This is a genomic window from Streptomyces rugosispiralis (assembly GCF_024505145.1).
Classification (GTDB): Bacteria; Actinomycetota; Actinomycetes; order Streptomycetales; family Streptomycetaceae; genus Streptomyces; species Streptomyces rugosispiralis.
Genome location: NZ_JANIAA010000001.1, coordinates 216,316 through 238,407 on the forward strand (window position 1 = coordinate 216,316; position 22,092 = coordinate 238,407).

Sequence of the window (22,092 nt, forward strand, 5' to 3'; positions counted from 1 at the left end):
CGAGGGCTCCACGCACATTCCGGGCGGGCCCGTGCGGGCCCGCGGTGCCTCAGCGGGCGGCGGCCTTGCGATAGGCGCCGACGGCGGCGGGGACGACGATGGCGAGCAGCAGCGCGATCAGCGCCAGGGACAGCGGGATGGGGTACTGGACGGGCAGGGCGCTCTTGCCGGTGCCGGTCGAGGTGTTGCCGAAGAGTTCGCGGCAGGCGGCCACCACGGCGCTCACCGGGTTCCACTCGCACAGCAGCCGCAGCCAGCCCGGCAGTCCGTCCAGCGGAATGAAGGCGTTGGAGAGGAAGGTGAGCGGCATGACCAGCATGAACGCGATGGAGTTGACCGCCTCGGCGCTGCGGGCCAGCAGCCCGATGAGCGCGCCCAGCCAGGACATGGCGTATCCGAGCAGCAGCAGGATACCGAATCCGGCGATGGCCTTGGGGATGCCCTGGTGCACCCGCCAGCCGATGAGGTATCCGACGACGGCCATCGCGACACAGGCGATCACGGCGAGCGCCACGTCGGAGAGGGTGCGCCCGATCAGCACGGCCGACCGGGACATGGGGAGGGAGCGGAAGCGGTCGACCACTCCGTTGTCGAGGTCTCCGGCGACACCCAGCGCGGTGTTGCCCACGTTGGTGAGCATCATCTGGGTGAAGATGCCGGCCATCAGATACGAGCGGTAGTCGCTGCCCGGCACGGAGATCGCGCTGCCGAACAGCACGCCGAAGACGATCACGTACGCGACCGGCATCAGCGTCACGCTGAGGAGCTTCTCCGGGATACGGGCCAGATGCCGCATATGGCGGCCGAACAGTGCGGAGACGTCGCTGACGAGTTCCATGGCGCCTCGCCCTACCCTTCCTTGCCGGTGGTGCCGCCGGTGAGGGCGAGGAACACATCGTCGAGCGAGGGCCGCCGTACGGCGAATCCGATGGGCCGCACCTGGGCGGCGTCCAGGGCGGAGGCGGCCTCGGCGACGGTCTTGAGCTGGTCGCGCAGGGATACGGAAAGCACCCGCCCGTTCCGTTCGACGGCCGGCTCCATGGCGGTGACCTCGCGCAGGGCGGTGACGGCCGCGGGGATCGCGGCGTCGTCCTGCACGGTGACCTCGAGACGTTCGCCCCCCACCTTGGCCTTGAGTTCGTCCGAGGTGCCGTCGGCGATCACGCGCCCGCCGTCGATCACCGCGATCCGGTCGGCGAGCTGATCGGCCTCTTCGAGGTACTGGGTGGTCATCAGGACCGTGACACCGGCGGCGAGTTGCTCGCGGATCATGTCCCACAGGATGAGTCTGCTGGTCGGGTCGAGGCCGGTGGTCGGCTCGTCGAGGAAGAGCACCTTGGGGTCGGCGATGAGACTGGCGGCCAGGTCCAGCCGTCTGCGGGTGCCACCGGAGTACGTCTTGACCGGGCGTGCGGCGACCTGGCCCAGGTCGAGCCGGTCGAGCAGCACATCGGCGCGAGTCTTCGCCCCGCGGCGGCCCAGACGGTGGAGCACCCCGATGAGCTGGAGGTTCTCCCGGCCGGTGAGCCTTTCGTCGAGGGCCGCGTACTGACCGGTCAGGCCGATCCTGCGGCGCACCTCGCGCGGCTGGGTGCGTACGTCGTATCCGGCGACGCTCGCGCGGCCCTCATCGGCCTCCAGCAGCGTGGCCAGCACCCGCACCGTCGTTGTCTTGCCCGCCCCGTTGGGGCCGAGGAGGCCGAGGAGCGTTCCCGCCGGAACGGACAGGTCCACGCCGCGCAGCGCCTCGTGGTCCCCGTATCTCTTCCGGATCCCTTCGGCCTCTATGACTATTTCCACGAATTCACACCTCACGTACTCGGAACGCGCTTTGCATTACATCGCACGCGCATGCGCAATGAACGCATGACGGCGACGAGTGGCGTACGCCACAGCAGTAGAGAAGTACGTGGCCCCCGTTCATCAAAGTGATAGGCCCTCCTCTAGGGAATTCCCTATCGGATGGCAGCGTCACTAAAGCAGTCGGCGCACACACCTGGCAAGGCCCATCCGGAGCACCGGCCAATACCGGCCGGTAATTTATTGATCAACGGTAAGTGATGAGGGAACGAACCCCGGGGGCGATATCCGATTTACCCTCATTCCGCCGTGCCGCTTCCCGCCCTCGACACCCGCCCCAGCCTGCGGATCTGACGGTCGGACACCTGTCGTTCCGATGGCTCACCGGCTTTATCCACCAGGGGAACATCGCGTAAATTCTGTCGATCTTCTCAGGCGGGACGGCCGACAGGGCGTCACGAGCGACTGGTCGGGCAGCGAAGTTGAGGGCCTGTCATTTTTTGCCGTCGGAGCTCTTGTGAGAGGTGCCCACCTTCATTACTTTCCAGTAGGCGGCGCCCCGACGATGACAGACCCCCACTTCCAATGGAGTGACCATGCCTCCCGAGCACCGTGGCTCCACCCGAATGATTCTCTCCCTCGCCGCCGCCGTGGCACTGGCCGTGACCGGCTCCACGGCGGTGAGCGCCTCCGCACAGCCGAAGGCCGCCGGCCTGCGGGAAGTGATGTTCGTGGGCAACAACTGGGACGGCACCGCCGACGTCATCAAATCCACCGGCGACCTGGCCAGAATCGGCCGGATCAACGTCATACCGGACAAGGATCAGCGGCTCACCGAGATCTACCTCAACCCCATCAAACTCGCCTTCTTCCTGGGGATCCGGCTGGGGCCGGGTGAAGGCCACGACCAGTTCGTGGACGACATGTACTCGACCCCGGACGGCTCCGCCATCGTGGTCTCCCGGCCCAGCTTCGCCGATGTGGTCTCGATCGACGTCGCTACGGGCAAGGTCAACTGGCGCTTCCCGGTGTCGGGATTCCGCGCGGACCACATGGCCGTGTCCCCCGACGGCAAGCGCGTCGCGGTGTCGGCATCGACGTCGAACACCGTGCATGTCCTCGACATCGTGACGGGGAAACAGCTCGGTTCGTTCTCCGCCGGTGACAAGCCCCATGAGAACGTCTTCACCGACGGCGGCAAGTATCTCTGGAACATGTCGATCGGCGAGGTCAACACCGACCTGGACGATCCGTCGATGGACTGGACGAAGGGCGACCGGCACATCACCGTGGTCGACGCGAACACATATCGGCAGGTCAAGGTCATCGACATGCGCGAACGGCTCGACGCCTTCGGCCGCAAGGACCTGTCCGACGCCGTCCGGCCCGTCGCCTTCACCCCCGATGAGTCCAAGCTCTACTTCCAGGTCTCGTTCTTCAACGGGTTCCTGGAGTACGACGTGGCCAAGGACAAGATCACCCGCGCGAAGACCCTCCCCAAGAACCCGGCGACCAGCGAGGACCGCACCACCTGGGTCAACGACTCCCGCCACCACGGCCTGTCGATGAGCCCCGACGGCAAGAAGCTGTGCGTGGCCGGGACGATGGACGACTACGCGACCGTCGTGGACCGGGAATCGCTCCAGGAGGGCCCCCTGGTGCCGACCTCGAAGCCGTACTGGGCGACGGTGAGCGGCGACGGCACCTCGTGCGTCGTCTCCGAGAGCGGTGCCGACCAGGTCACCGCGATCGACTTCGCGACGGGCGAGAAGACCGCGTCCGTGTCGGTCGGCGACCACCCACAGCGGGTGCGCATCGGCCATGTGGCCGCCGACTGGACCGGACCGTCGGCCTCGTAGCGGTACCCCGGAGCGTCACGGCACGCCGTTGACCTGGCGGGGGCCCGTACCGTACGCGGCCCCCGCCTCGTCATGTCGACGGCGGTGCTCAGACGACCCCTTGGGCGGTCATGGCCTCGGCGACCCGGAGGAAGCCCGCGGTGTTGGCGCCGAGCACATAGTCGTCGGCGTCACCGCCGTAGGTTTCCGCGGTGGCCCGACACTGTGCGTGCACCTGCCGCATGATGGTGGCGAGCTGGTCCTCCGCACGCTCGAAGCTCCAGCTCTCGCGGGACGCGTTCTGCTGCATCTCGAGTGCGGAGGTCGCCACCCCGCCCGCGTTGGCGGCCTTGCCTGGGCCGAACAGAATCCGCGCGCCGCGGAAGACCTCGACCGCCTCGGGCGTGCACGGCATGTTCGCGCCCTCGGCCACGGCCAGCACACCGTTCTTCGTCAGCGCGGTGGCGTCCTGCTGGTGGAGCTCGTTCTGGGTCGCGCACGGCAGCGCGACCTGGCACGGCACGTCGAACACCGACCCCCGGTCGGAGAACCGGGCGGCCGTCTTCACCTCGGCGTAAGCGGAGATCCGCTCGCGGCGCACCTCCTTGATCTCCTTGAGCAGCTCCAGGTCGATGCCGTCCTCGTCGACCAGGTAGCCGGAGGAGTCGGAGCAGGCCACCACCCGTCCACCGAGGGCGTGCGCCTTCTCGATGGCGTAGATGGCCACGTTGCCCGATCCGGAGACCACGACCCGCCGTCCGTCGAAGTCGTGGCCGCGGGTGGCGAGCATCTCCTGGGCGAAGAACACCGCACCGTAGCCGGTGGCCTCGGTGCGGACGTGCGATCCGCCCCAGCCGACCGGCTTGCCGGTCAGAACGCCGGACTCATGGCGGTTGGTGATCCGCTTGTACTGGCCGAAGAGGTAGCCGATCTCACGGCCGCCGACTCCGATGTCCCCGGCGGGCACATCCGTGTGCTCGCCCAGATGCCGGTACAGCTCCGTCATGAACGCCTGGCAGAAGCGCATGACCTCGGCGTCCGAGCGGCCCTTGGGATCGAAGTCCGAACCGCCCTTGCCGCCGCCGATCCCCAGACCGGTCAGCGCGTTCTTGAAGATCTGCTCGAAACCCAGGAACTTGACGATGCCGAGGTTGACACTGGGGTGGAACCGCAGCCCGCCCTTGTACGGGCCGAGTGCGCTGTTGAACTCCACCCGAAAGCCGCGGTTGACCCGCACCGTTCCCTGGTCGTCCACCCACGGGACCCGGAACATCAGCTGTCGTTCGGGCTCACAGAGCCGGTCCACGATCCTGGCGTGCAGATACTCCGGATGGGCCTGGAGCACGGGTCCTATCGCCTGCAGGACCTCGTGTGCTGCCTGATGGAACTCCGTTTCCGCCGGATCCCGTCGATGGAGATTGCCGTAGACGGCCTCGAGGTAGGCACTGACGTCCATGTGCGCTGTTCTCTCCGTTCGCATGCGGGCCGGCGGGCGCCGGCACGAGCCGTGCTTCGGGCGCGGAAGTGCGCCGACAGCGTACTTCAGCCGGTGTCAGCCTTCAGTGGGGAAGAGACCGGACCCGGATTCCTCCGGCGTGCCGTGCCGCGCCGCTGACCACCCGATCAGGGCTCCGCGCAGTGCGCCCATGAGCCGGGTGGCGGCCTCGTCCTCGGTTCGTCCGCTCTTGATGAGGTCGAGGATGTCCCGAGGCCGCCCTGGCCCGCGCGCTCGACTCCGGCCGGGTCGGCTTCGCCGCGCTGGACGTGTTCGAGACGGAGCCTCTGCCGGCCGACAGCCCGCTGTGGGACCACGAGCGGGTGCTGGTGAGCCCGCACACCGCCGCGCTCGACGCGGCGGAGGACCGCCTCATCGCCGAACTCTTCGCCGCCAACGCCACCCGGCTCCTCGACGGCCACGAGCTGATCAACCGGGTCAACACCGTCGAGTTCTACTGACCAGGGAGACCACCACCCCGCATCTGGCTCAGTCCGGCAGCCCCCACGGCTTCGCGCCGCCGACGGCCGGTACGTCGCGCGGCCGTAGGTCCGGGTGGGCGCCGCGCGGGGCGATGACGGCAGTCTCGTCGCGGCCGAGCGGGATCTCGACACGGCCGGGTCCCGTCTCCCGGTACCGCAGCCGGCGGCCGTGCTCGTCCCGTACGTCGATGGCGCCGGCGATGCCGTGCTGCAGCACCAGTGGCGCGCCCGCCTCGCTGTGGACCCGCACCCATCGGGTCCTGCCGTCGGCGCGGTCCGCGTCGACGAGGAACGCGCCCTGGGCGCGCAGCGCCTGGAACGAGACGTCGGGCCAGCGCGGCGAGACGGAGGGGAAGACCCGGACGACGCCGCCATGGCTCTGCATCCCCATGTCGAGGATCGACTGGGCCGTGGTCAGCGGGCTCTCGATGCCCAGGTTGCCGTCCTCCGCGTACATGGTGTTCGCGGTCATGTAGCAGTCCATGTAGGACTCGTCGAAGAGGTTTCCGGTGAAGGTGGTGAGGAAGTCGAGGGCGTCGTCGGGTCGCCCCATCCGCGACGCCATCGAGGAGGCCGCCGCGTAGCTGTACCCCGCCCAGAGGTCGCGGTCCTCGGTCCAGTGGTCGAACGTGGTCCGCATGATCTCCCGGTCGGCCGGGCGGTCCCAGGTGAGTTCGTGCAGCGGGTACAGCCACAGCATGTGGGAGAAGTGGCGGTGGGAGCCGGCGAGGGGTGTGCCGGCGCCGATGGTGACGCCGGTCGCGTCGCGCGGATAGTCGACCAGACGCCGCAGGATCTCCCGCCAGCGCCCGGCGCGCGGATTGTCGGTACGGAGGACGCGCAGGCAGTCGAGGAGCGTGGCGCAGCCCCAGCGGAGCAGCGAGAGGTCGTAGGTGCAGTCCACCGCGTCCGCGTACTCCGGGGACCGGGTGAGCGGCAGATGCAGTTTGCCGTCACCGCCCTCGTGGAGGAAGTGGTCGTAGTAGTTCACCGCTTTGACGAGGATCGGGTAGAGGACGTCGCGCACGATGCGCGTGTCCATGGTGTGCCGGTAGCTGAGCCAGACATTGTGCATGGCCCAGATGAGATTGCCGTTGTTGTCGGTTTTGGTGGGGGTGCCGGGGACGCCGACGGTGTGGGTGCCGGGGCGCAGCGTCCAGTCGGAGGGGTGGGCCAGGGCGTAGATCTGCTCCTTCGGGATCTCGGGCGGGAGCGACAGCGGCAGGTTCTTCTCGAAGCTCTTGAAGGTGGAGGTGACGGAGTCGAGTTCGAGGTGGTTGGAGCCCTGGATCAGCCAGGTGGCGATCTGCACGTTGAGGTTCCACCACACCGCGGTCCAGCTGCCGCCGGTCTCCGGGTACCAGGGGCCCCACTCGGACATCGAGGGGCCTCCGGCGCGGGTGGCGCAGGCGGCCTTGTAGAGCTGGATCCAGTAGAAGTCCTGAAGCCGCTTGTCGGGCACGGAGAGCAGGCTGTGCTCGTAGAAGCGGTTCCACCAGCCGCGGTGCTCGCGCACCAGGTCGTCCGGGTCCTCGGCCAGGGTGCGCGCCACCTCGGCCACGGCCAGTTCGGTGGTCTTCGCGAGGTCGTCGGGGTAGCGGTAGACGATATGCGCGGCGAGCAGCCGGCCGGTGCCGACCCGGTGTTCGCGCCAGGCGGTGGTCCACCCGCCACCGGCGATCAACGGCTGTTCGACGTAGTGGGTGGCCCCCGTGGAGCCGGTGCGGGGGTCGGGGTTGCCGGTGTAGTCGGCGGGCCTGCCCTTCGTCCGGGGTGAGGTGGCGGACATCCATGTGAACGACCAGGCCGCGCTCTCCTCGCCCGCGCTGGGCCGGGTGGAGATCAGCAGCGCGGTACGGGCGTTCTGCACCAGCATGGTGAAGCGGACGCTGCCCCGGGTGGTGGTGACGGTGCCGCGCAGCTCGGCGTCCCAGATGTCGAGGGTCCAGTCGAGATCGGTCACCTCGCCGGCCAGGGTGAGGTCGAAATGGCCTATGGGCAGCCGCGAGTAGCCGTACGTGGCGGCCCACTGGGGTCGCTGGTCCTGTACCTGATTGTGGCTGACCATCACTTTCACGGAGTTGGCCGTGGCGCCCCGGGAGACGTTCACCCCGAGCAGACCGTTGCCGAGGAAGGGGCCGTCCTTCCAGTCGCCGGGCATCCGCCGCCATCGCGGAGCGGCGGCCCTGGCCAGCCGTTCGGCCAGGCTTCCCGACGCGCCGGGCCCCTGGGGCGCGGCCCAGGCCGCACCGGAACCGGTCAGCCGGCCTCCGGCGCCGAGCGCGACCGCCGAGCCGGCTACGGCCGCCGAGCCGATCACTCCTCTTCGAGAGAGCCCGTTCCCTGTTGTCGGGGTCACGTATGTGCCTCCCATATCTGGTAGTGAACTACCGGCATGGTGCAGGCCGTATGAGCTTCAGGGGAATACCTCCGACGTATCAGATATCAGAAGGGTCCGTATCCGCAGGTGAGTTGGATCGCCCGGCGGCCTTCACCGAGGCGGAGGGCACCAGCCAACCGATGTATAGGCCGCCTCGCCCGCGAGCCCGAGGATCCACGCCCGCGTCATATGGTGTCCAGGCCCTGTCAATTCCGCCTATGCGATACCTCTCTAGGGTCCCAGGCCGTGGGACCCCGCCGTCGGCCGGCGGCGGGGAACGTTCACGGCACTCCTTGGAGCCAGAGTGAAACGTCGCACCCTCCTGCGCGCCGCCGTCATCGGCGGCTCCTCGGCAGCCTTCGGCGGAACCCTGTGGCGCGGCGCCGCGTACGCCGCACCGGCGCAGCCGGGCGCCGGCCCGTACGGGGCGCTCGGTTCGCCGGACGCCAACGGCATACGGCTTGCCGCCGGGTTCACCAGCCGGGTGATCGCCCGTTCGCGGCGGACGGTCACCGGCACCTCGTACACCTGGCACGACGCCCCGGACGGCGGAGCCTGCTACGCCGACGGCAGCGGCTGGATCTACGTCTCCAACTCGGAGATCAACCCGTCGGGCGGGGCGAGCGCGGTGGCGTTCTCCTCGACCGGGGCGGTCACGGGCGCGTACCGCGTCCTCTCCGGTACCCGGCAGAACTGCGCGGGAGGCAAGACTCCCTGGAACACCTGGCTGTCCTGTGAGGAGGTGGACCGCGGCTATGTGTACGAAACCGACCCGTGGGGCGCGAAGGCCGCGGTGCGGCGCGACGCGATGGGCCGCTTCAAGCACGAGGCGGCGGCGGCCGATCCCGTCCGCCGGACCGTCTACCTGACCGAGGACGTCACGGACGGGTGCTTCTACCGGTTCACGCCGACGACATGGGGTGACCTGTCCTCCGGCAGGCTGGAGGTCATGGTCGCCGGTTCCGGCACCAGTGGCCCCGTCACCTGGGCGACCGTGCCGGACCCGACCGGCGCCACCGCCACCCGCAACCAGGTGTCCGGGGCCAAGCGGTTCAACGGCGGCGAAGGGTGCTACTACGCGGACGGCACCTGCTGGTTCACCACCAAGGGCGACAACCGGGTGTGGCAGTACGACGCGGCCGCCGGGACGATCGAACTGGCCTATGACGATTCGCTGGTGACCGGCGGCACGGCCCCGCTGACCGGTGTGGACAACGTGACCGGGGCGTCCTCCGGCGATCTGTACGTGGCCGAGGACGGTGGGAACATGGAGATCTGCGTGATCACCCCGGACGATGTGGTGGCCCCGTTCCTGCGCGTCGACGGCCAGTCGGGCTCGGAGATCACCGGCCCGGCGTTCTCGCCGGACGGCAAGCGGCTGTACTTCTCCAGCCAGCGCGGCACCAGCGGCAGTTCGTCGGGCGGCATCACCTATGAGGTGACGGGGCCGTTCCGCGGCTGACGGCCGACGGCGTACCGGAGCCGGAGCGGCCGCCGGCCGGGCACCCGGCGGCCGCTCCGGCCCACTCCGCTCAGCGAGCGGCCGCTACCCCATCGCCCATCGCCGTGTGTCGGTCACGGTGACCGGCTCGTCGTTGTTCAGCGTGCACCAGTTGTTCGACCTTGGCCTTGTCCCATTGGAGGTTGCCGCCGACGCAGCTGGGAGTCGGCCCAGAAGTACGTTGCCACCGAGACGACCAGCAGAATCAGGACCAAGGCCAAAACGCAAATGGCGGAGGGGACGCACCTCGGAGTGTTTCCAATTTGATACACAAATCCAAGGCGGGCAGCCAACGGCGCACCGCCGATATTTCCCATCGGCTGCGGCTGCCCATGTGAAGGCCCGCGATCACTCTGCATTTCGGACATTACCCGTGTGTGCTCTCGGTAGGCCTCCGACTCTCGTGCGTCGATGTTCCGGGATTTGCCGCGTACGGCTGAGGCATGGCTCCACGCACCACTCCACGGCGGTGCTGACGGCTCCATTGCCTACAGCGTCGGAGGCCCGGATCGTGTTACCCGGCCGGGCTCGGGCGGGGCGCCCCGGGAGAAAATGGCCCAGGAGTAACACGCGTTTACGGTACGGCGCTGTAGGTACTGCCGACTGGTCATCGGCACGCGCCCTCCCTGGTCGATCTCCGGTCCCCCCCGGGTTCAGGGACAGCGGGGCGCGTGGCGCGGGCGGGTACCCGATGCCCGCCCGCGCCCTCCTCCAGCCCCCTGCCGGCCTCATGCCTTCCTCATGCGCCGACAGCGTCCGCACGGGGCATCGCCGCTGGTCACCACGCGGCCCGTAGCGTCTGTCCACCCGAACACGACGGCGGCCGGCACCCCTTCGAGCAGGGATACCGGCCGCCGCCGGGCGTGCGGAGTCAGAGCCGCCGCACCCAGGCCGCCGCACCGTGCCCGATCGCCAGGTAAATCACCGCGGGCAGTCCGTAGTTGAGGAAGACGCGCAGGGATTCCGTGTCCATCGTGAAGATGTCCTGTGACCAGCCGGCCAGCCAGTCCGCCACACCGTGCACGAAGTCGACAAAGACATTCGCCTGATTCGCGTCGAGCATGTACAGCAGGATCCACAACGCCAGAAAACCCGCGGCAATGTCTGCGAGGGTGTGAATGACCAGCGCTGTCCTGTCTGCACCCAGACCCCCTCCATTGCCCGCCCGACGTCGATTGGCGACGGGATATCCGGCAGGGTCGGCAGGGTATGGGCGATTTCCATCGCCGTTGTACTGACTGTTATCCGCTATGCGGTCATGGGGGTAACTCATGGGGCTCCCCCTTGCCGGGACGGCCCCACCGAAACCTTCTTCACACTCGTTTCACACCGGTGTTCCCGGGGCGTTATGAATTCCGTCGGGAACCCGCCTCGGCCGAGGTGTTTTGATGTGGCGTCAGTTCTCTTGAGGCGGTGCGGATGGCATGGTCGGGTGCGTGGAGCTACGTCACCTTTCCGGATTCGTCGCCGTCGCCGAGGAACTGCACTTCGGGCGGGCGGCCGAGCGACTGCACATCGCCCAGTCGCCGCTGAGCCAGCAGATCCGGCTGCTGGAGCGGGACCTCGGGGTCAGGCTGTTCGACCGTACGACCCGGTCCGTGCAGCTCACCGCCGCGGGGCGGGCGCTGCTGGAACCCGCCCGGCGGCTGCTGGCCGAGGCCTCGGCCGCACGGCGGACCGTGCGGGCGGCGCGGCTGGGCGAGGTCGGCCGCGTCACGCTCGGCTTCGCGGGCGCCAGCAGCTACTCCGCCCTGCCGGTGCTGACGCGGGCCGTCACCTCCGAGCACCCCGGTATCGAGCTGGTGCTGGAAGGCCAGACCTATGCCGGCGAGGCGCTGGGACGGATCGCCGAGGGGTCGCTCGACCTCGGCTTCGTGGCGCTGCCCGTACGGCGCGGGATCAGCGCGCGGGTCGTCCGCATGGAGCGCCTGCAACTGGCGCTGCCGGACAGCCATCCGCTCGCGGACCGTGGCGAGGTGGCCTTCGCCGAGCTGGCGCGGGAGCCGTTCGTGATGTTCCCGCTCTCTCGCGGCTCCGCGGTGCGGGAGGCGATGATGCAGGCCTGCCACGAGGCGGGGTTCGCGCCGCGGATCGCTCAGGAGGCACCCGATTCGTACACCATGCTCGCCCTGGTCGGCGCGGGTGTCGGCCTCGCGGTGGTCGTGGAGTCGGCGCGCAACATCCAGCTGGAGCATGTCGTCTTCCGTCCGTTGGCCGGGGACGACGTGCCGGTGCTGCCGATCGCGCTGGGATGGCGCTCGGGCAACCAGTCCGCCGCGCTGGCGGCGGTGCTGCGCGTCGCCGACCGGGTCCTGCCCACCCCGGACGACTTCCATGGCTAGCGGCGGCCGGGCCGACCGTCGATTATGACGGATGACGTCTGGCCGATGGGCGGAATTGGTCTTGGACACCTCTGAAAGGGCGGGTGCACAGTGATGCCCATCTCGCGATGGGGCGCCGGGCGGCCGCACCGCTCTCCTCCACAGGCTCTCGTGGCGAGATCTGCCGCTACGAGAGGACGCTCGTCATGCAGCACAACACTCCCGCCGATCGGCTGCCCACGGCCCGCGACGCCAGGCGCGCCGGGATCACCGCCTTCGTCGGCACCACCATCGAGTGGTTCGACTTCTACATCTACGGATCCGCCTCCGCGCTCGTGCTCGGCAAGGTCTTCTTCGCCGACATCCCGCCCGCGGTCGGCACACTGGCCGCGTTCGCCACCTTCTGGGTCGGGTTCCTCGCCCGCCCCCTCGGCGGCCTGATCTTCGGCCACTTCGGCGACCGCCACGGCCGTAAGAAGGCCCTGATCACCACGCTCGTCATGATGGGGACGGCCACCTTCTGCATCGGGCTGCTGCCCGGATACGCGCAGATCGGCGCCGCCGCCCCCGTCCTCCTCGTCCTGCTGCGCATGGTCCAGGGCGTCGCGATGGGCGGGGAGTGGGGCGGCGCGGTGCTCATCGCCACCGAGTACGCCCCGCCGAAGCGGAAGCTGCTCTACGGAGCCTTCGCCCAGCAGGGTTCCCCGGTCGGCAATCTCCTCGCGACGCTCGCCTTCCTCGGCATCGCCAGGCTCCCGGACGCCGCCTTCGAATCCTGGGGCTGGCGCGTCCCGTTCCTCGCCTCCGCCGTCCTCGTGGCCATCGGCCTGGTCATCCGGCTGCGGCTGGCGGAGACCCCCGAAATGCTGACCGTCATGGAACGCGGGCAAACCGCCAAGCTCCCCATCAAGGTCGTGCTGACCCGCTACCCCCTGCTCGTCGCCCTGGGCGTCCTCGCGGGCACGGCCGGCGTGGCGATCACCTACATCAAGACGACCTTCGCGCTCTCCTGGGCCACCTCCGACATCGGCTTCGACCGCACCACCTTTCTGACCGTCATCTCCCTCGCCCTCGTGGTGCAGGTCGTGGTCCAGCCCTTCGGCGCCGTCCTCGCCGGGAAGTGGCCGGTGCGGAAGGCCGTGCTGTGGATGCTCGTGCCCGAGTTCGCCGTCCTGCCGCTGATGTTCGTGCTCTGCGCCACCGGCAACTTCTGGCTGGCCGTGCTCGGGATGGGGCTGGCGACCTTCCCGCACGCCATGTACTACGCGGCGCTGGCGGGCATCCTCGCCCGTGTGTTCCCCGTCGAGGTCCGCTACACCGGAATGTCCCTGTCGTACCAGCTGTGCACCACGCTCTTCGCCGGGACCGCGCCGATCGTCGCCCAGTACCTGCTCACCGCCTCCGGCTCGATCTGGCCGGTCGTCGGTCTCGGCCTCGGCTATACCGCCGTGACCCTCCTCGGTGTGCTGCCCCTGCTGGCCCGCACCGGAGAACCCTCCCCGGCCGTCACCGCCCGCGCCGCCACACCCGTCTGAGCCGCCACACCCGTCCGAGCCGCCTCACACCCGACACAGGAGACCCCTTTCGTGAACTACGCCGATCAGGACCCCGCCCTGCGCCCGCTGCTCGACCGGATCCTGTCCGCCGAGGACCGCGCCCGAGTGGAACCGCTGCTCACCGAGTTGGGCGAACTCGCCGCCGGTGAGCTCGACCGGCAGGCCGCGCTCGCCGACGCCAACCCGCCGAGGCTGCGCCAGTACACCCCGGACGGCGAACGGGTGGACGAGATCGAGTACCACCCGGCGCACGACCGGGTGGCGTCGATCGCGTACGAGCGGTTCGGCCTCGCCGCGATGTCGCACCGCCCCGGCGTCCACGGCTGGCCCACCCCGATCCCGCACCCGGTCAAGTACGCGCTCTCCTATCTGTACGTCCAGTCGGAGTTCGGCATGGCGTGCCCGCTGTCGATGACCGACTCCGCCGCCCGTGTACTGCGCCTGTACGACCCGGAGCGGTACGCCGCCGAGATCGCCGCGCTGTCCTCCACCGACCCTGAACTCCGCGCCACGGGGGCGATGTTCATGACGGAGCGGCAGGGCGGTACGGACGTCGGCCTGACCCGGACCCTCGCCACCGACCACGGCACCCACTGGACGCTCACGGGCAAGAAGTGGTTCGCCTCCAATCCGGCGGCCGATGTGATCCTCACGCTCGCCCGCGTCCCCGGACAGGGCGCGGGCACGCGCGGGCTCGGCATGTTCCTCGTGCCGCGGCTGCGCCCGGACGGCAGCCGCAACGCCATCCGTATCGACCGGCTGAAGGACAAGCTCGGCTCGAGGTCCATCGCGAGCGCCGAGGTCTCCCTCGAGGAGGCGTACGCGACCCCGGTCGGCGAACTCACCCGCGGATTCCGCCAGATGGCCGAGATGGTCAATGTCTCCCGCCTCTCCAACGCCATGCGCGCCACCGCCCTGATGCGACGCGCCGTCCGCGAGTCCGTCGACCACACCCGCGTCCGCGAAGTGTTCGGCAAGCCACTGTTCGAGCAGCCCCTGATGCGCGCCACCCTGCTGCCGATGGTCGTCGACGCGGAGGCCGCGCTCGGCCTCGTGCTCGAGGCGGCCGCCCGTCTGACCGAGGCCGACAACGGATCCACCGCCGCCCGGGACCTGATCCGCGTCCTCACCCCGCTCGCCAAGTACACCCTGTGCAAGCGCGCCCGCACCGTCACCGGCGAAGCGATGGAGATCCGCGGCGGCAACGGCTACATCGAGGACTGGGTCAACCCGCGCCTGCTGCGCGACGCCCACCTCGGCTCCATCTGGGAGGGGTCGTCGAACGTGATCGCGCTCGATGTGCTGCGCTGCATGCGCCGCCGGGGTGCCCACCACACCCTCGCCGACACCTACGGGACCGACCGCTCCGCCGGCCGCCTCGCCGACCGCTGGACGGCCCTCCGCGAGAAGGGCGACCGGCTCCTGGGGCTCCCCGGGGAGGAGGCGGAGACGAGGATCGGGCGGTACGCCGGGGAACTCGCCCGCACCGTCATGGCCACACTCCTCTTCGAGCAGGCCGAGTACGAGGCCGAGGCGACCGGCAACGGCCGCAAGCTCCTGGTCGCCCATGCCTGCCTCGCCCTGCTGAACGACGGGGACGCCCTGCCCCGCGCCGCGCTGGACCACCTCGCCGAACTCGCCGACGGCGGCCGGGTGCCCCTCTCCGTGGTCCCCGCCCTCGGCGCCGGGTACGAGGCGACGGAGGCCGCCCGTGTCTGAGCAGCCCGCGGCCGCCCCGCTCGCCGGGATCAAGGTCGTCGATCTGTCGAAGATCCTGGCCGGACCGTATGCGACGATGTCGCTCGCCGACCTCGGTGCCGATGTCATCAAGGTGGAACACCCCGACGGCGGCGATCCCACGCGTGGCTGGGGCCCGCCCTTCAACGGCCCCGACGCGACGTACTACCTGGCCGCGAACCGCGGCAAGCGCTCGGTGACGCTCGATCTGAAGTCGCCCCAGGGCCAGGAGGCCGTCCACCGGCTGCTGGCGACCGCCGACGTGGTCGTGGAGAACTTCCGCCCCGGCAGTTCCCTCGCACACGCCTTCGGCTACAAGGAGCTGTCCGCCCGCCACCCGCGGCTGGTGCTGCTGCACATCTCGGCGTTCGGCGACCACGGGCCGCTGCGCGACGAGCCCGGCTACGACATGATCGCGCAGGCCTCGGCCGGTCTGATGTCGCTCACGGGCGAGCCGGACGGCCCGCCCGTCAAGGCCGGATACGCGATGGGAGACCTGGCGGCCGCTCTCTTCGGCCTCATCGGGGTGACCTCCGCGCTCGTCGAACGGGAGCGCACCGGACGCGGGCAGTACGTCACCACCTCCCTGTACGAGTCCCAGCTGGCCCTGCACATCAACTGGGCCACCGGCTACTTCGCGACCGGGGAGCGCCCCGGGCGCCTGGGCTCCGGCCACCCGAGCCTCGTCCCGTACCAGGCCTACCCGGCCGCCGACGGACATTTCGTGATCGCCGTCGGCAACGACGCGTTGTTCCGCCGGCTGTGCGCGGCGCTCCGCCAGCCGCGATGGGCGGACGACCCGCGGTTCGCCACCAACCGCGATCGGGTGGCGAACCGCGCCGCGCTCAACGCCAAGCTCCAGGCCGTCCTGGTCGACGACACCGTGGCCCACTGGTGCGCCCTGCTGGGGAACGAGGGCATCCCGGTCACCCCCATCCGCCATCTCGACGAGGTCTACGACTGCCCGCAGACCGAGGCGCTGGGCATGGTCCAGAGCATCGACCACCCCGCCATCGGACCGCTGCGGCAGGTCGCCTTCCCCGTCACCTTCCGCGGCGAGCGCCCACCGGTGCGCACCGCCCCGCCCACGCTCGGCCAGCACAGCCGCGACGTACTCGCCGAACTCGGCTACGGCGAGGCCGAGATCGCCCGCCTGCTCGACCACTCGAACCCGCACTCACACCCGCGAGGAGCCTGACCATGCCGTCCACCACCCTCGACCCGGTCGACCCGCTCGGCCTGGAATCCCTCCTCACCGACACGGAGCGGGCCGTCCGCGACACCGTCCGCCAGTACCTGGCCGACAAGGTGGAACCGCAGATCGCCGGATGGTTCGAACGGGGCGAACTCCCCACCCTGGCCGGCCTCGCCCGCGACTTCGGAGAGCTGGGCCTGCTCGGCATGCACCTCGACGGCTACGGCTGTGCGGGCATGTCGGCCCTGGCGTACGGAGTGGCCTGCCGTGAGCTGGAGGCCTGCGACTCGGGCCTGCGTTCCTTCGTCTCCGTACAGGGCTCCCTGGCCATGTTCGCGATCCACCGCTTCGGCTCCGAGGAGCAGAAGGACCAGTGGCTGCCGCGGATGGCGGCGGGCGAGGCCATCGGATGCTTCGGCCTGACCGAACCCGACCACGGCTCGGACCCCTCGTCGATCGCCACGCGCGCCCGGCGCGAGGGCGGCGACTGGATCCTCGACGGCCGCAAGACGTGGATCACCAACGGCTCGGTGGCGGCGGTCGCCGTCGTCTGGGCACGCACCGACGACGGCATCCGCGGCTTCGTCGTACCCACGGACACCCCCGGCTTCTCGGCACCCGAGATCAAGCACAAGATGTCGCTGCGGGCCAGTGTCACCAGCGAACTCGTCCTGGACTCCGTCCGGTTGCCCGCCAACGCGACGCTGCCCCGCGCCCATGGCGTCTCCGCCCCGCTCACCTGCCTCAACGAGGCGCGGTACGGCATCGTCTGGGGCGTCACCGGCGCGGCCCGCTCGGCCTGGCGGACGGCCGCCGACTACGCGGCCCGGCGCGAGCAGTTCGGCAAGCCCCTGGCGGCCTTCCAGCTCACCCAGCAGAAGCTGGTCGACATGGCCCTGGAACTGCACAAGGCGACGATGACCGCCATGCGGCTGGCGGACCTCAAGGATTCCGCCGACGGCGTCCACCCGGCGCAGATCAGCCTCGGCAAGCTGAACAACGTACGGGAAGCCCTCGAGATCTGCCGCACGGCCAGGACGATCCTCGGCGCCAACGGCATCTCCCTCGAATTCCCGGTCATCCGCCATATGAACAACCTGGAGTCCGTCCTCACCTACGAGGGCACATCCGAGATGCACACCCTCGCGCTCGGCCAGGCGCTGACCGGGCACGCGGCCTTCCGCTGACCCGGACGGCGCCGGGAGTCGCTGCCTTGGAGCCCCTGACGGTGTTCCCCGGTCCGCGCCTAGGCCCGCCCGGCGAACCGCACCCGCAGCGAGCCGGGGCCCCGGGTGAACACCCCCGTCTCGGTGGGGGTCTCACCATCGGCGAAGGCCATCGCCGGGAAGGCGTCCAGCAGGTGGTTGACGCCCACCTCGACCTCGGTCTTCGCCAGCAGCGCCCCCACACAGAAGTGCCGCCCGAGCGCGAACGCCAGATGGTCCGCGGCGGCCGAGAAGGCGCTGCCGGTCGTCAGATCCTCGCGGAAGATGTCGAAGGTGTCGGGATCGGCGTAACGGCTCCCGTCACGGTTGGCCGCCCCGATCAGACAGGTGACGGTGGCACCCGCCGGAATGGTGCCACCGCTCACCTCCACGTCCTCGCACGGCTGACGGAAGATCATGTGCACCGGAGGGGTGAAGCGCAGCGTCTCGGCGAAGGCCGCCGGGATGAGCGTACGGTCCTCGCGCACGGCCGCCAGCTGCTCCGGATGGGCCAGCAGATTGCGGAAGAGACCGGCGATGGCCTTGTCCGTCGTCTCCCCGCCCGCCGCGAGCAGCAGGCTGACGAACGCCTTGATGTCCTCGTCGCTCATCCGGGTGCCGTCGATCTCGGCGGTGCACAGGACGGAGAGCAGATCGTCCCCCGGACACGTGCGCCGGTCCTGGATGATCGGGATCATGTAGGCGGCGAGTTCGTCCCGGGTGCGCAGCCCCGCCGCCGCGATCTCGGGATCCTGGCTCAGATTGCCCAGGAAGTCGATCATCGAGGTGTACCAGACGTGGAACCGGCCGTGGTCCGCCCGGTCCAGCCCGAGCATGTCGACGATCACGTTGATCGGAAAGCGGGTCGCGTACTGTCCCACCAGATCGGCTTCCGGCGCGTCCCGGAAGGCGTCGATGAGTTCCCGGGAGTTGCGCTCGATGACGGGCAGGAACTTCTCCCGTAAGTCCTTCCCGCGGAAGGCGGGCGCCACCAGCGCGCGGCGCACGGAGTGCTCACGCCCGTCCATCTGGAGAATGGTCCGGCCGTGCACCGGCTCGATCTGCCAGTCGTAGTTGCGGCTGGTGAACACCGGGTCCTTGAAGGCCCGGACGATGTCCTCGTAGCGGGAGATGATGTAGCCGCCGGTCGTGTGGTGGTGGATCAGCGGAAAGTCCTCGCGCATGGTCCGGTAGGCGGGGTACGGGTCCGCCGCGAACTCCGGGGAGAGGATGTCGGGCGCCGTGGAGGGGGTGGTCGTCATGACGGAGCGCTTCCTGGGCGAGCGGCGGCGGTCACCGGCCGTACGCACCATGGCACGGGGCATCACGGCAGGGCGCGACGACGGCCCCGCTCATGCCACGTGATGGGACGTCAGGTCGTGGCCAAGGCTAGACGCAGCGGAACCGGCGGGTCCAGATCCTCTCCCGGCCCGCGCCGTGCGCCCAAGCGAGTCCGCCGGGTGTCGTTCACTCTTCCCATTGGTCCAGGAGGGCATCGGTCAGCGCGGCGGTGGGGGCCGCGCCGTCGTCGTGGAGGGACTGTTCAGTCCAGATGACTTTGCCGCGGGCCAGATACCGGGTCCCCCAACGCTGGGCGAACTGGGCAACCAGGAACAGGCCTCGCCCGCCCTCGTCGGTCGTGGCCGCCCGGCGCAAGTGCGGCGAGGTGCTGGAGCCGTCCGCGACCTCGCAGGTGAGGGTGCGGTCGTGCAGCAGGCGCAGCCGGATGGGTTGTGTGCCGTATCGGATGGCGTTGGTGACCAGTTCGCTGGTGATCAGCTCAGTGGTGAAGCCCAGCTGTTCCAGGCCCCAGGTTTCCAGCTGGCGGGTGACCTCGGAACGAATACGGGCGACCGCTGCGGGGTCGGAGGGAATGTCCCATTCGCGAACTTGAGCGGGGTCCAGGATGCGGGTGCGGGCGACGAGCAGGGCGACGTCGTCGGTGGGGCGCTCGGGCAGCAGAGCGTCGAACGCCGCCCGACAGGTCTGTTCCGGGGTCCGGTGGGTTTGGGCGAGGACGTCTCGCAGCAGCTCCAGGCCCGTGTCGGGGTCGCGGTGGCGGTCCTCGATCAATCCGTCGGTGAACAGGGCCAGCTGGCTGCCCTCTGGGAGCTGCAGTGTGGCGGTTTCGACCGGGAGAGCGGCGCCGAGGCCGAGGGGCGGTGAGACAGGGGTGTCGGGGAACGAGACGGCGCCGTTGGGGTGGATCAGGGCGGGGCCCAGGTGGCCGGCGCGGGCGATGGTGCACGTTCCGGAGACCGCATCGTAGATCGCGTACAGACAGGTGGCCCCAGTGACCTCCTGCTCGACCCCTTCTTCGCTTTCCCCGGCGTCCATGTGGGCCACCAGCTCATCCAGGTAACCCAGCAGTTCGTCAGCTGACAGGTCCAGGGCGGACAGGTTGTGTATCGCGGTGCGCAGCCGTCCCATGGTCGCCGCCGCGTGCAGACCGTGGCCGACCACATCGCCCACCACCAGTGCGACGCGCGCTCCCGGGAGCGGGATGATGTCGAACCAATCCCCGCCGGCCCCGGCCTGCGCGGGCAGGTAGCGCCACGCCACCTCCAGGGCGTTCTGCTGTGGCAGCCCTCGCGGCAGCAGACTGCGCTGCAGCGTCACGGCCATCGCATGCTCCCGTGTGTACCGCCGCGCGTTGTCGACGCAGACGGCGGCCCTCGACGCCAGCTCCTCCGCGAAGGAAAGATCGTCCTCCGCGAACGCCGGTGAATCAGCCGCGCGCCAGAAGTCCACCATGCCCACGACCACTCCCCTGGCCCGCAACGGCACGGCGATCAGGGAATGCAATCCGCGCTCCAGCATCCCGCGGGCCCGGTCGGGATCCTGCTCCTGCCACCCCCTGGTCCCTCGCAGATCCGCCTCGACCAGCGCACGCCCCGTCTCCAACGCCAGGGCCTGTGGTGTTCCCGCCCGAAACGTGATCAGCTCACCCACCGGATACAGGGGCAACCCGTCGCGGTGGCCGCTGATCGCCGTGCGCCGCATCTGCCACCGCGGCTCCCGGGCCGGTTCTTCCCCCCGCACCACCGCATCCAGAAGATCCACGGCAGCGACGTCGGCGAACCGCGGCACCGCCACCTCCGTCAGCTCCTGTGCGGTGCGGACGACGTCCAGTGTGGTCCCGATCTTCACCCCGGAGTCGTACAGCAGCCTCAGCCGCTCCCCCGCCTGTTCCGCCCGCCCCGACAGCGCCGCAAGCTCCGTGGTGTCCCGCAACGTCACCACACTGCCCGCTTGTCCGCCGAAGGGGGCGGTCGGTCGCTTGTTCACCGCGAGAAGCCGGTCCCCCGCCAGATGCACCCCGTCCGTGAGCGGGTCTCCCGACGCCAGCAGCCGCACCGTCCTGCTGTCCAGACCTATATCGTCCACATACCGGCGCTCCGCGTCGAGCGGCAGATCGAACAGTCGCCGTGCTTCGTCGTTGACCAGCAGCAGCCGCCCGTCGGCTCCGATGATGAGCACGCCCTCCCGGACCGCGTGCAGCACCGCGTCATGGTGCTCGTACATCCGTGTCATTTCCGTCGGCCCCAGCCCATGCGTCTGCCGCCGCAGCCGCCGGGAGACCAGCAGCGTGCCGGCCGTCGACGCGGCGAGCGCGCCCGCGCCGGCGCCGAAGACGATCGGCAGTTGCTGCCCGGCCAATCTGGTCACGTTCTGGATCTTGACTCCCGCGGCGACCAGGCCGGCGACCGAGCCATCGTCCCGGAACACCGGGACGATGGCCTCGATGGCCGGGCCGCTGCCCCCGGGCAGCGGCGGCCCCCCATGCGTTTGCTCAACGGTGACGTGACCCGCCAGCGGGGGCCCGATCGGGCCCCCGAACTTCTTCCCGATCGCCCCCGGGGAGGGATGGGTATAACGGATCCCGTGCGTGTTCATGGCGACGAGGAAGTCGACATCCGCCCGCTGCCGGGCCGCCTCCGCGCGCGGCTGGAGCACCGCCGTCGGATTCCGGCTGTCCAGCGCCGCCGCTACGCCTGGCGAGTTCGCGAACGTCTCGGCGGCGGTCACCGACTGCTGCCGGGCCTCGCGCATGCTGTACTGCCGCGCGAGCAGCACGAGGGCCAGCGCCCCGGCCGCGACCAGCAGCACCACGATGATGACCTGCGCGACGAACACCTGCCCGGCGGCGCTGCCCAGGTCCAGCAGGGAGCGGAGTCCCGAACCCGAACCGGGGCCTGGGTCCGATCCTGCTCGCGGTGGACCGGCGGCGAGACGGCGGAGCCAAGGCCGGTTTCGGCGGGAGAGCCCCTTCACAGTTCATTCATAACACTGCTTTGCACCCTAATGTGAATATCCGGACTATCGTGATCTTGCCGGACAGAATGCGCGGGCCCGCCGGGGTGCCGGCCAGGGCAAGGACGCCGGACACCATGGCGGGCCGTTTCACCCGCCACGTACGACAGCGGCGGGCCCGGCGAGAACGGCTCCGCGTAAGAACGGCTCCGCGTAAGAGGGGGCGTCCGGCGGGCCCGGATCCCCGCTGGGCGCGGACGCCGCTCACCTCACCCTGTCGGCGTCCTGTTCGCGGCCGATCGCAGCCCCCGCGGCCTCTCCCCCGGCG

The 22,092-nt window shown here is 69.9% G+C and carries 15 protein-coding genes; 8 read left to right on the plus strand and 7 right to left on the minus strand.

Translation table 11 applies throughout. The annotated features are described in order from the left end of the window. Positions 1-49: 49 nt before the first annotated feature. Complete coding sequence (locus NP777_RS00920) at positions 50-838, minus strand: ABC transporter permease (RefSeq protein ID WP_256648036.1); 789 nt, start codon at positions 836-838, stop codon at positions 50-52. An 11-nt stretch (positions 839-849) separates the two neighbouring features. Beyond that, complete coding sequence (locus tag NP777_RS00925; RefSeq protein ID WP_256648037.1) at positions 850-1,800, minus strand: ATP-binding cassette domain-containing protein; 951 nt, start codon at positions 1,798-1,800, stop codon at positions 850-852. Positions 1,801-2,396: 596 nt separating this feature from the next. On the opposite strand from NP777_RS00925, the gene NP777_RS00930 reads away from it, so the two are divergent. Continuing rightward, complete coding sequence (locus NP777_RS00930; RefSeq protein WP_256648038.1) at positions 2,397-3,659, plus strand: outer membrane protein assembly factor BamB family protein; 1,263 nt, start codon at positions 2,397-2,399, stop codon at positions 3,657-3,659. 88 nt (positions 3,660-3,747) lie between these two features. Here NP777_RS00930 and gdhA read toward each other — a convergent pair whose 3' ends face one another. Beyond that, positions 3,748-5,094, minus strand: a complete 1,347-nt coding sequence (gene gdhA / locus NP777_RS00935; protein ID WP_256648039.1) for an NADP-specific glutamate dehydrogenase — start codon at positions 5,092-5,094, stop codon at positions 3,748-3,750. Between the two features lie 308 nt (positions 5,095-5,402). Here gdhA and NP777_RS00940 point away from each other — a divergent pair, with 308 nt between their 5' ends. Then, positions 5,403-5,594 carry a hypothetical protein gene (locus NP777_RS00940; protein WP_391858434.1) on the plus strand — a complete coding sequence of 64 codons (192 nt, stop codon included), beginning with the start codon at positions 5,403-5,405 and terminating at the stop codon, positions 5,592-5,594. 28 nt (positions 5,595-5,622) lie between these two features. Here NP777_RS00940 and NP777_RS00945 read toward each other — a convergent pair whose 3' ends face one another. After that, the gene (locus tag NP777_RS00945; protein WP_391858435.1) at positions 5,623-7,974 is read right to left on the minus strand and encodes a glycosyl hydrolase family 95 catalytic domain-containing protein; all 2,352 of its coding nucleotides are present in this window, start codon (positions 7,972-7,974) and stop codon (positions 5,623-5,625) included. 325 nt (positions 7,975-8,299) lie between these two features. Here NP777_RS00945 and NP777_RS00950 point away from each other — a divergent pair, with 325 nt between their 5' ends. Next, positions 8,300-9,457, plus strand: a complete 1,158-nt coding sequence (locus NP777_RS00950; protein ID WP_256648041.1) for an alkaline phosphatase PhoX — start codon at positions 8,300-8,302, stop codon at positions 9,455-9,457. Between the two features lie 910 nt (positions 9,458-10,367). Here NP777_RS00950 and NP777_RS00955 read toward each other — a convergent pair. Beyond that, positions 10,368-10,769: a hypothetical protein gene (locus tag NP777_RS00955; protein ID WP_256648042.1), complete on the minus strand. Its 402-nt coding sequence runs from the start codon at positions 10,767-10,769 to the stop codon at positions 10,368-10,370. 163 nt (positions 10,770-10,932) lie between these two features. On the opposite strand from NP777_RS00955, the gene NP777_RS00960 reads away from it, so the two are divergent. The 5 genes from NP777_RS00960 to NP777_RS00980 all read left to right on the plus strand — a co-directional run bounded on the left by NP777_RS00960 (position 10,933) and on the right by NP777_RS00980 (position 17,492). Then, complete coding sequence (locus NP777_RS00960) at positions 10,933-11,838, plus strand: LysR family transcriptional regulator (RefSeq protein ID WP_256648043.1); 906 nt, start codon at positions 10,933-10,935, stop codon at positions 11,836-11,838. Positions 11,839-12,023: 185 nt separating this feature from the next. Beyond that, positions 12,024-13,352 carry an MFS transporter gene (locus tag NP777_RS00965; RefSeq protein WP_256648044.1) on the plus strand — a complete coding sequence of 443 codons (1,329 nt, stop codon included), beginning with the start codon at positions 12,024-12,026 and terminating at the stop codon, positions 13,350-13,352. A gap of 51 nt (positions 13,353-13,403) precedes the next feature. Further along, positions 13,404-15,092: an acyl-CoA dehydrogenase family protein gene (locus tag NP777_RS00970; RefSeq protein ID WP_256648045.1), complete on the plus strand. Its 1,689-nt coding sequence runs from the start codon at positions 13,404-13,406 to the stop codon at positions 15,090-15,092. Beyond that, a complete protein-coding gene (locus tag NP777_RS00975; protein ID WP_256648046.1) occupies positions 15,085-16,308 on the plus strand; it encodes a CaiB/BaiF CoA transferase family protein in 1,224 nt (407 codons plus the stop codon). Before NP777_RS00970 ends, NP777_RS00975 begins: the two co-directional genes overlap by 8 nt. Before the next feature lie 2 nt (positions 16,309-16,310). Next, complete coding sequence (locus NP777_RS00980) at positions 16,311-17,492, plus strand: acyl-CoA dehydrogenase family protein (RefSeq protein ID WP_256648047.1); 1,182 nt, start codon at positions 16,311-16,313, stop codon at positions 17,490-17,492. 59 nt (positions 17,493-17,551) lie between these two features. On the opposite strand, the gene NP777_RS00985 is transcribed toward NP777_RS00980, so the two are convergent. Together NP777_RS00985 and NP777_RS00990 are read right to left on the minus strand one after the other, a co-directional pair. After that, positions 17,552-18,772, minus strand: a complete 1,221-nt coding sequence (locus NP777_RS00985) for a cytochrome P450 (RefSeq protein ID WP_256648048.1) — start codon at positions 18,770-18,772, stop codon at positions 17,552-17,554. Between the two features lie 205 nt (positions 18,773-18,977). Then, positions 18,978-21,647, minus strand: coding sequence for a SpoIIE family protein phosphatase (locus tag NP777_RS00990; RefSeq protein ID WP_308404988.1), 2,670 nt, complete (start codon positions 21,645-21,647; stop codon positions 18,978-18,980). Positions 21,648-22,092 lie beyond the last annotated feature (445 nt).

What these genes read in the sequence shown, in the direction of transcription:
- NP777_RS00920 (WP_256648036.1), bottom strand. Translation starts at nt 838, where the DNA reads ATGGAACTCGTCAGCGACGTCTCCGCACTGTTCGGCCGCCATATGCGG.
- NP777_RS00930 (WP_256648038.1), top strand. Translation starts at nt 2,397, where the DNA reads ATGCCTCCCGAGCACCGTGGCTCCACCCGAATGATTCTCTCCCTCGCC.
- gdhA (WP_256648039.1), bottom strand. Translation starts at nt 5,094, where the DNA reads ATGGACGTCAGTGCCTACCTCGAGGCCGTCTACGGCAATCTCCATCGA.
- NP777_RS00955 (WP_256648042.1), bottom strand. Translation starts at nt 10,769, where the DNA reads ATGAGTTACCCCCATGACCGCATAGCGGATAACAGTCAGTACAACGGC.
- NP777_RS00965 (WP_256648044.1), top strand. Translation starts at nt 12,024, where the DNA reads ATGCAGCACAACACTCCCGCCGATCGGCTGCCCACGGCCCGCGACGCC.
- NP777_RS00980 (WP_256648047.1), top strand. Translation starts at nt 16,311, where the DNA reads ATGCCGTCCACCACCCTCGACCCGGTCGACCCGCTCGGCCTGGAATCC.
- NP777_RS00985 (WP_256648048.1), bottom strand. Translation starts at nt 18,772, where the DNA reads ATGACGACCACCCCCTCCACGGCGCCCGACATCCTCTCCCCGGAGTTC.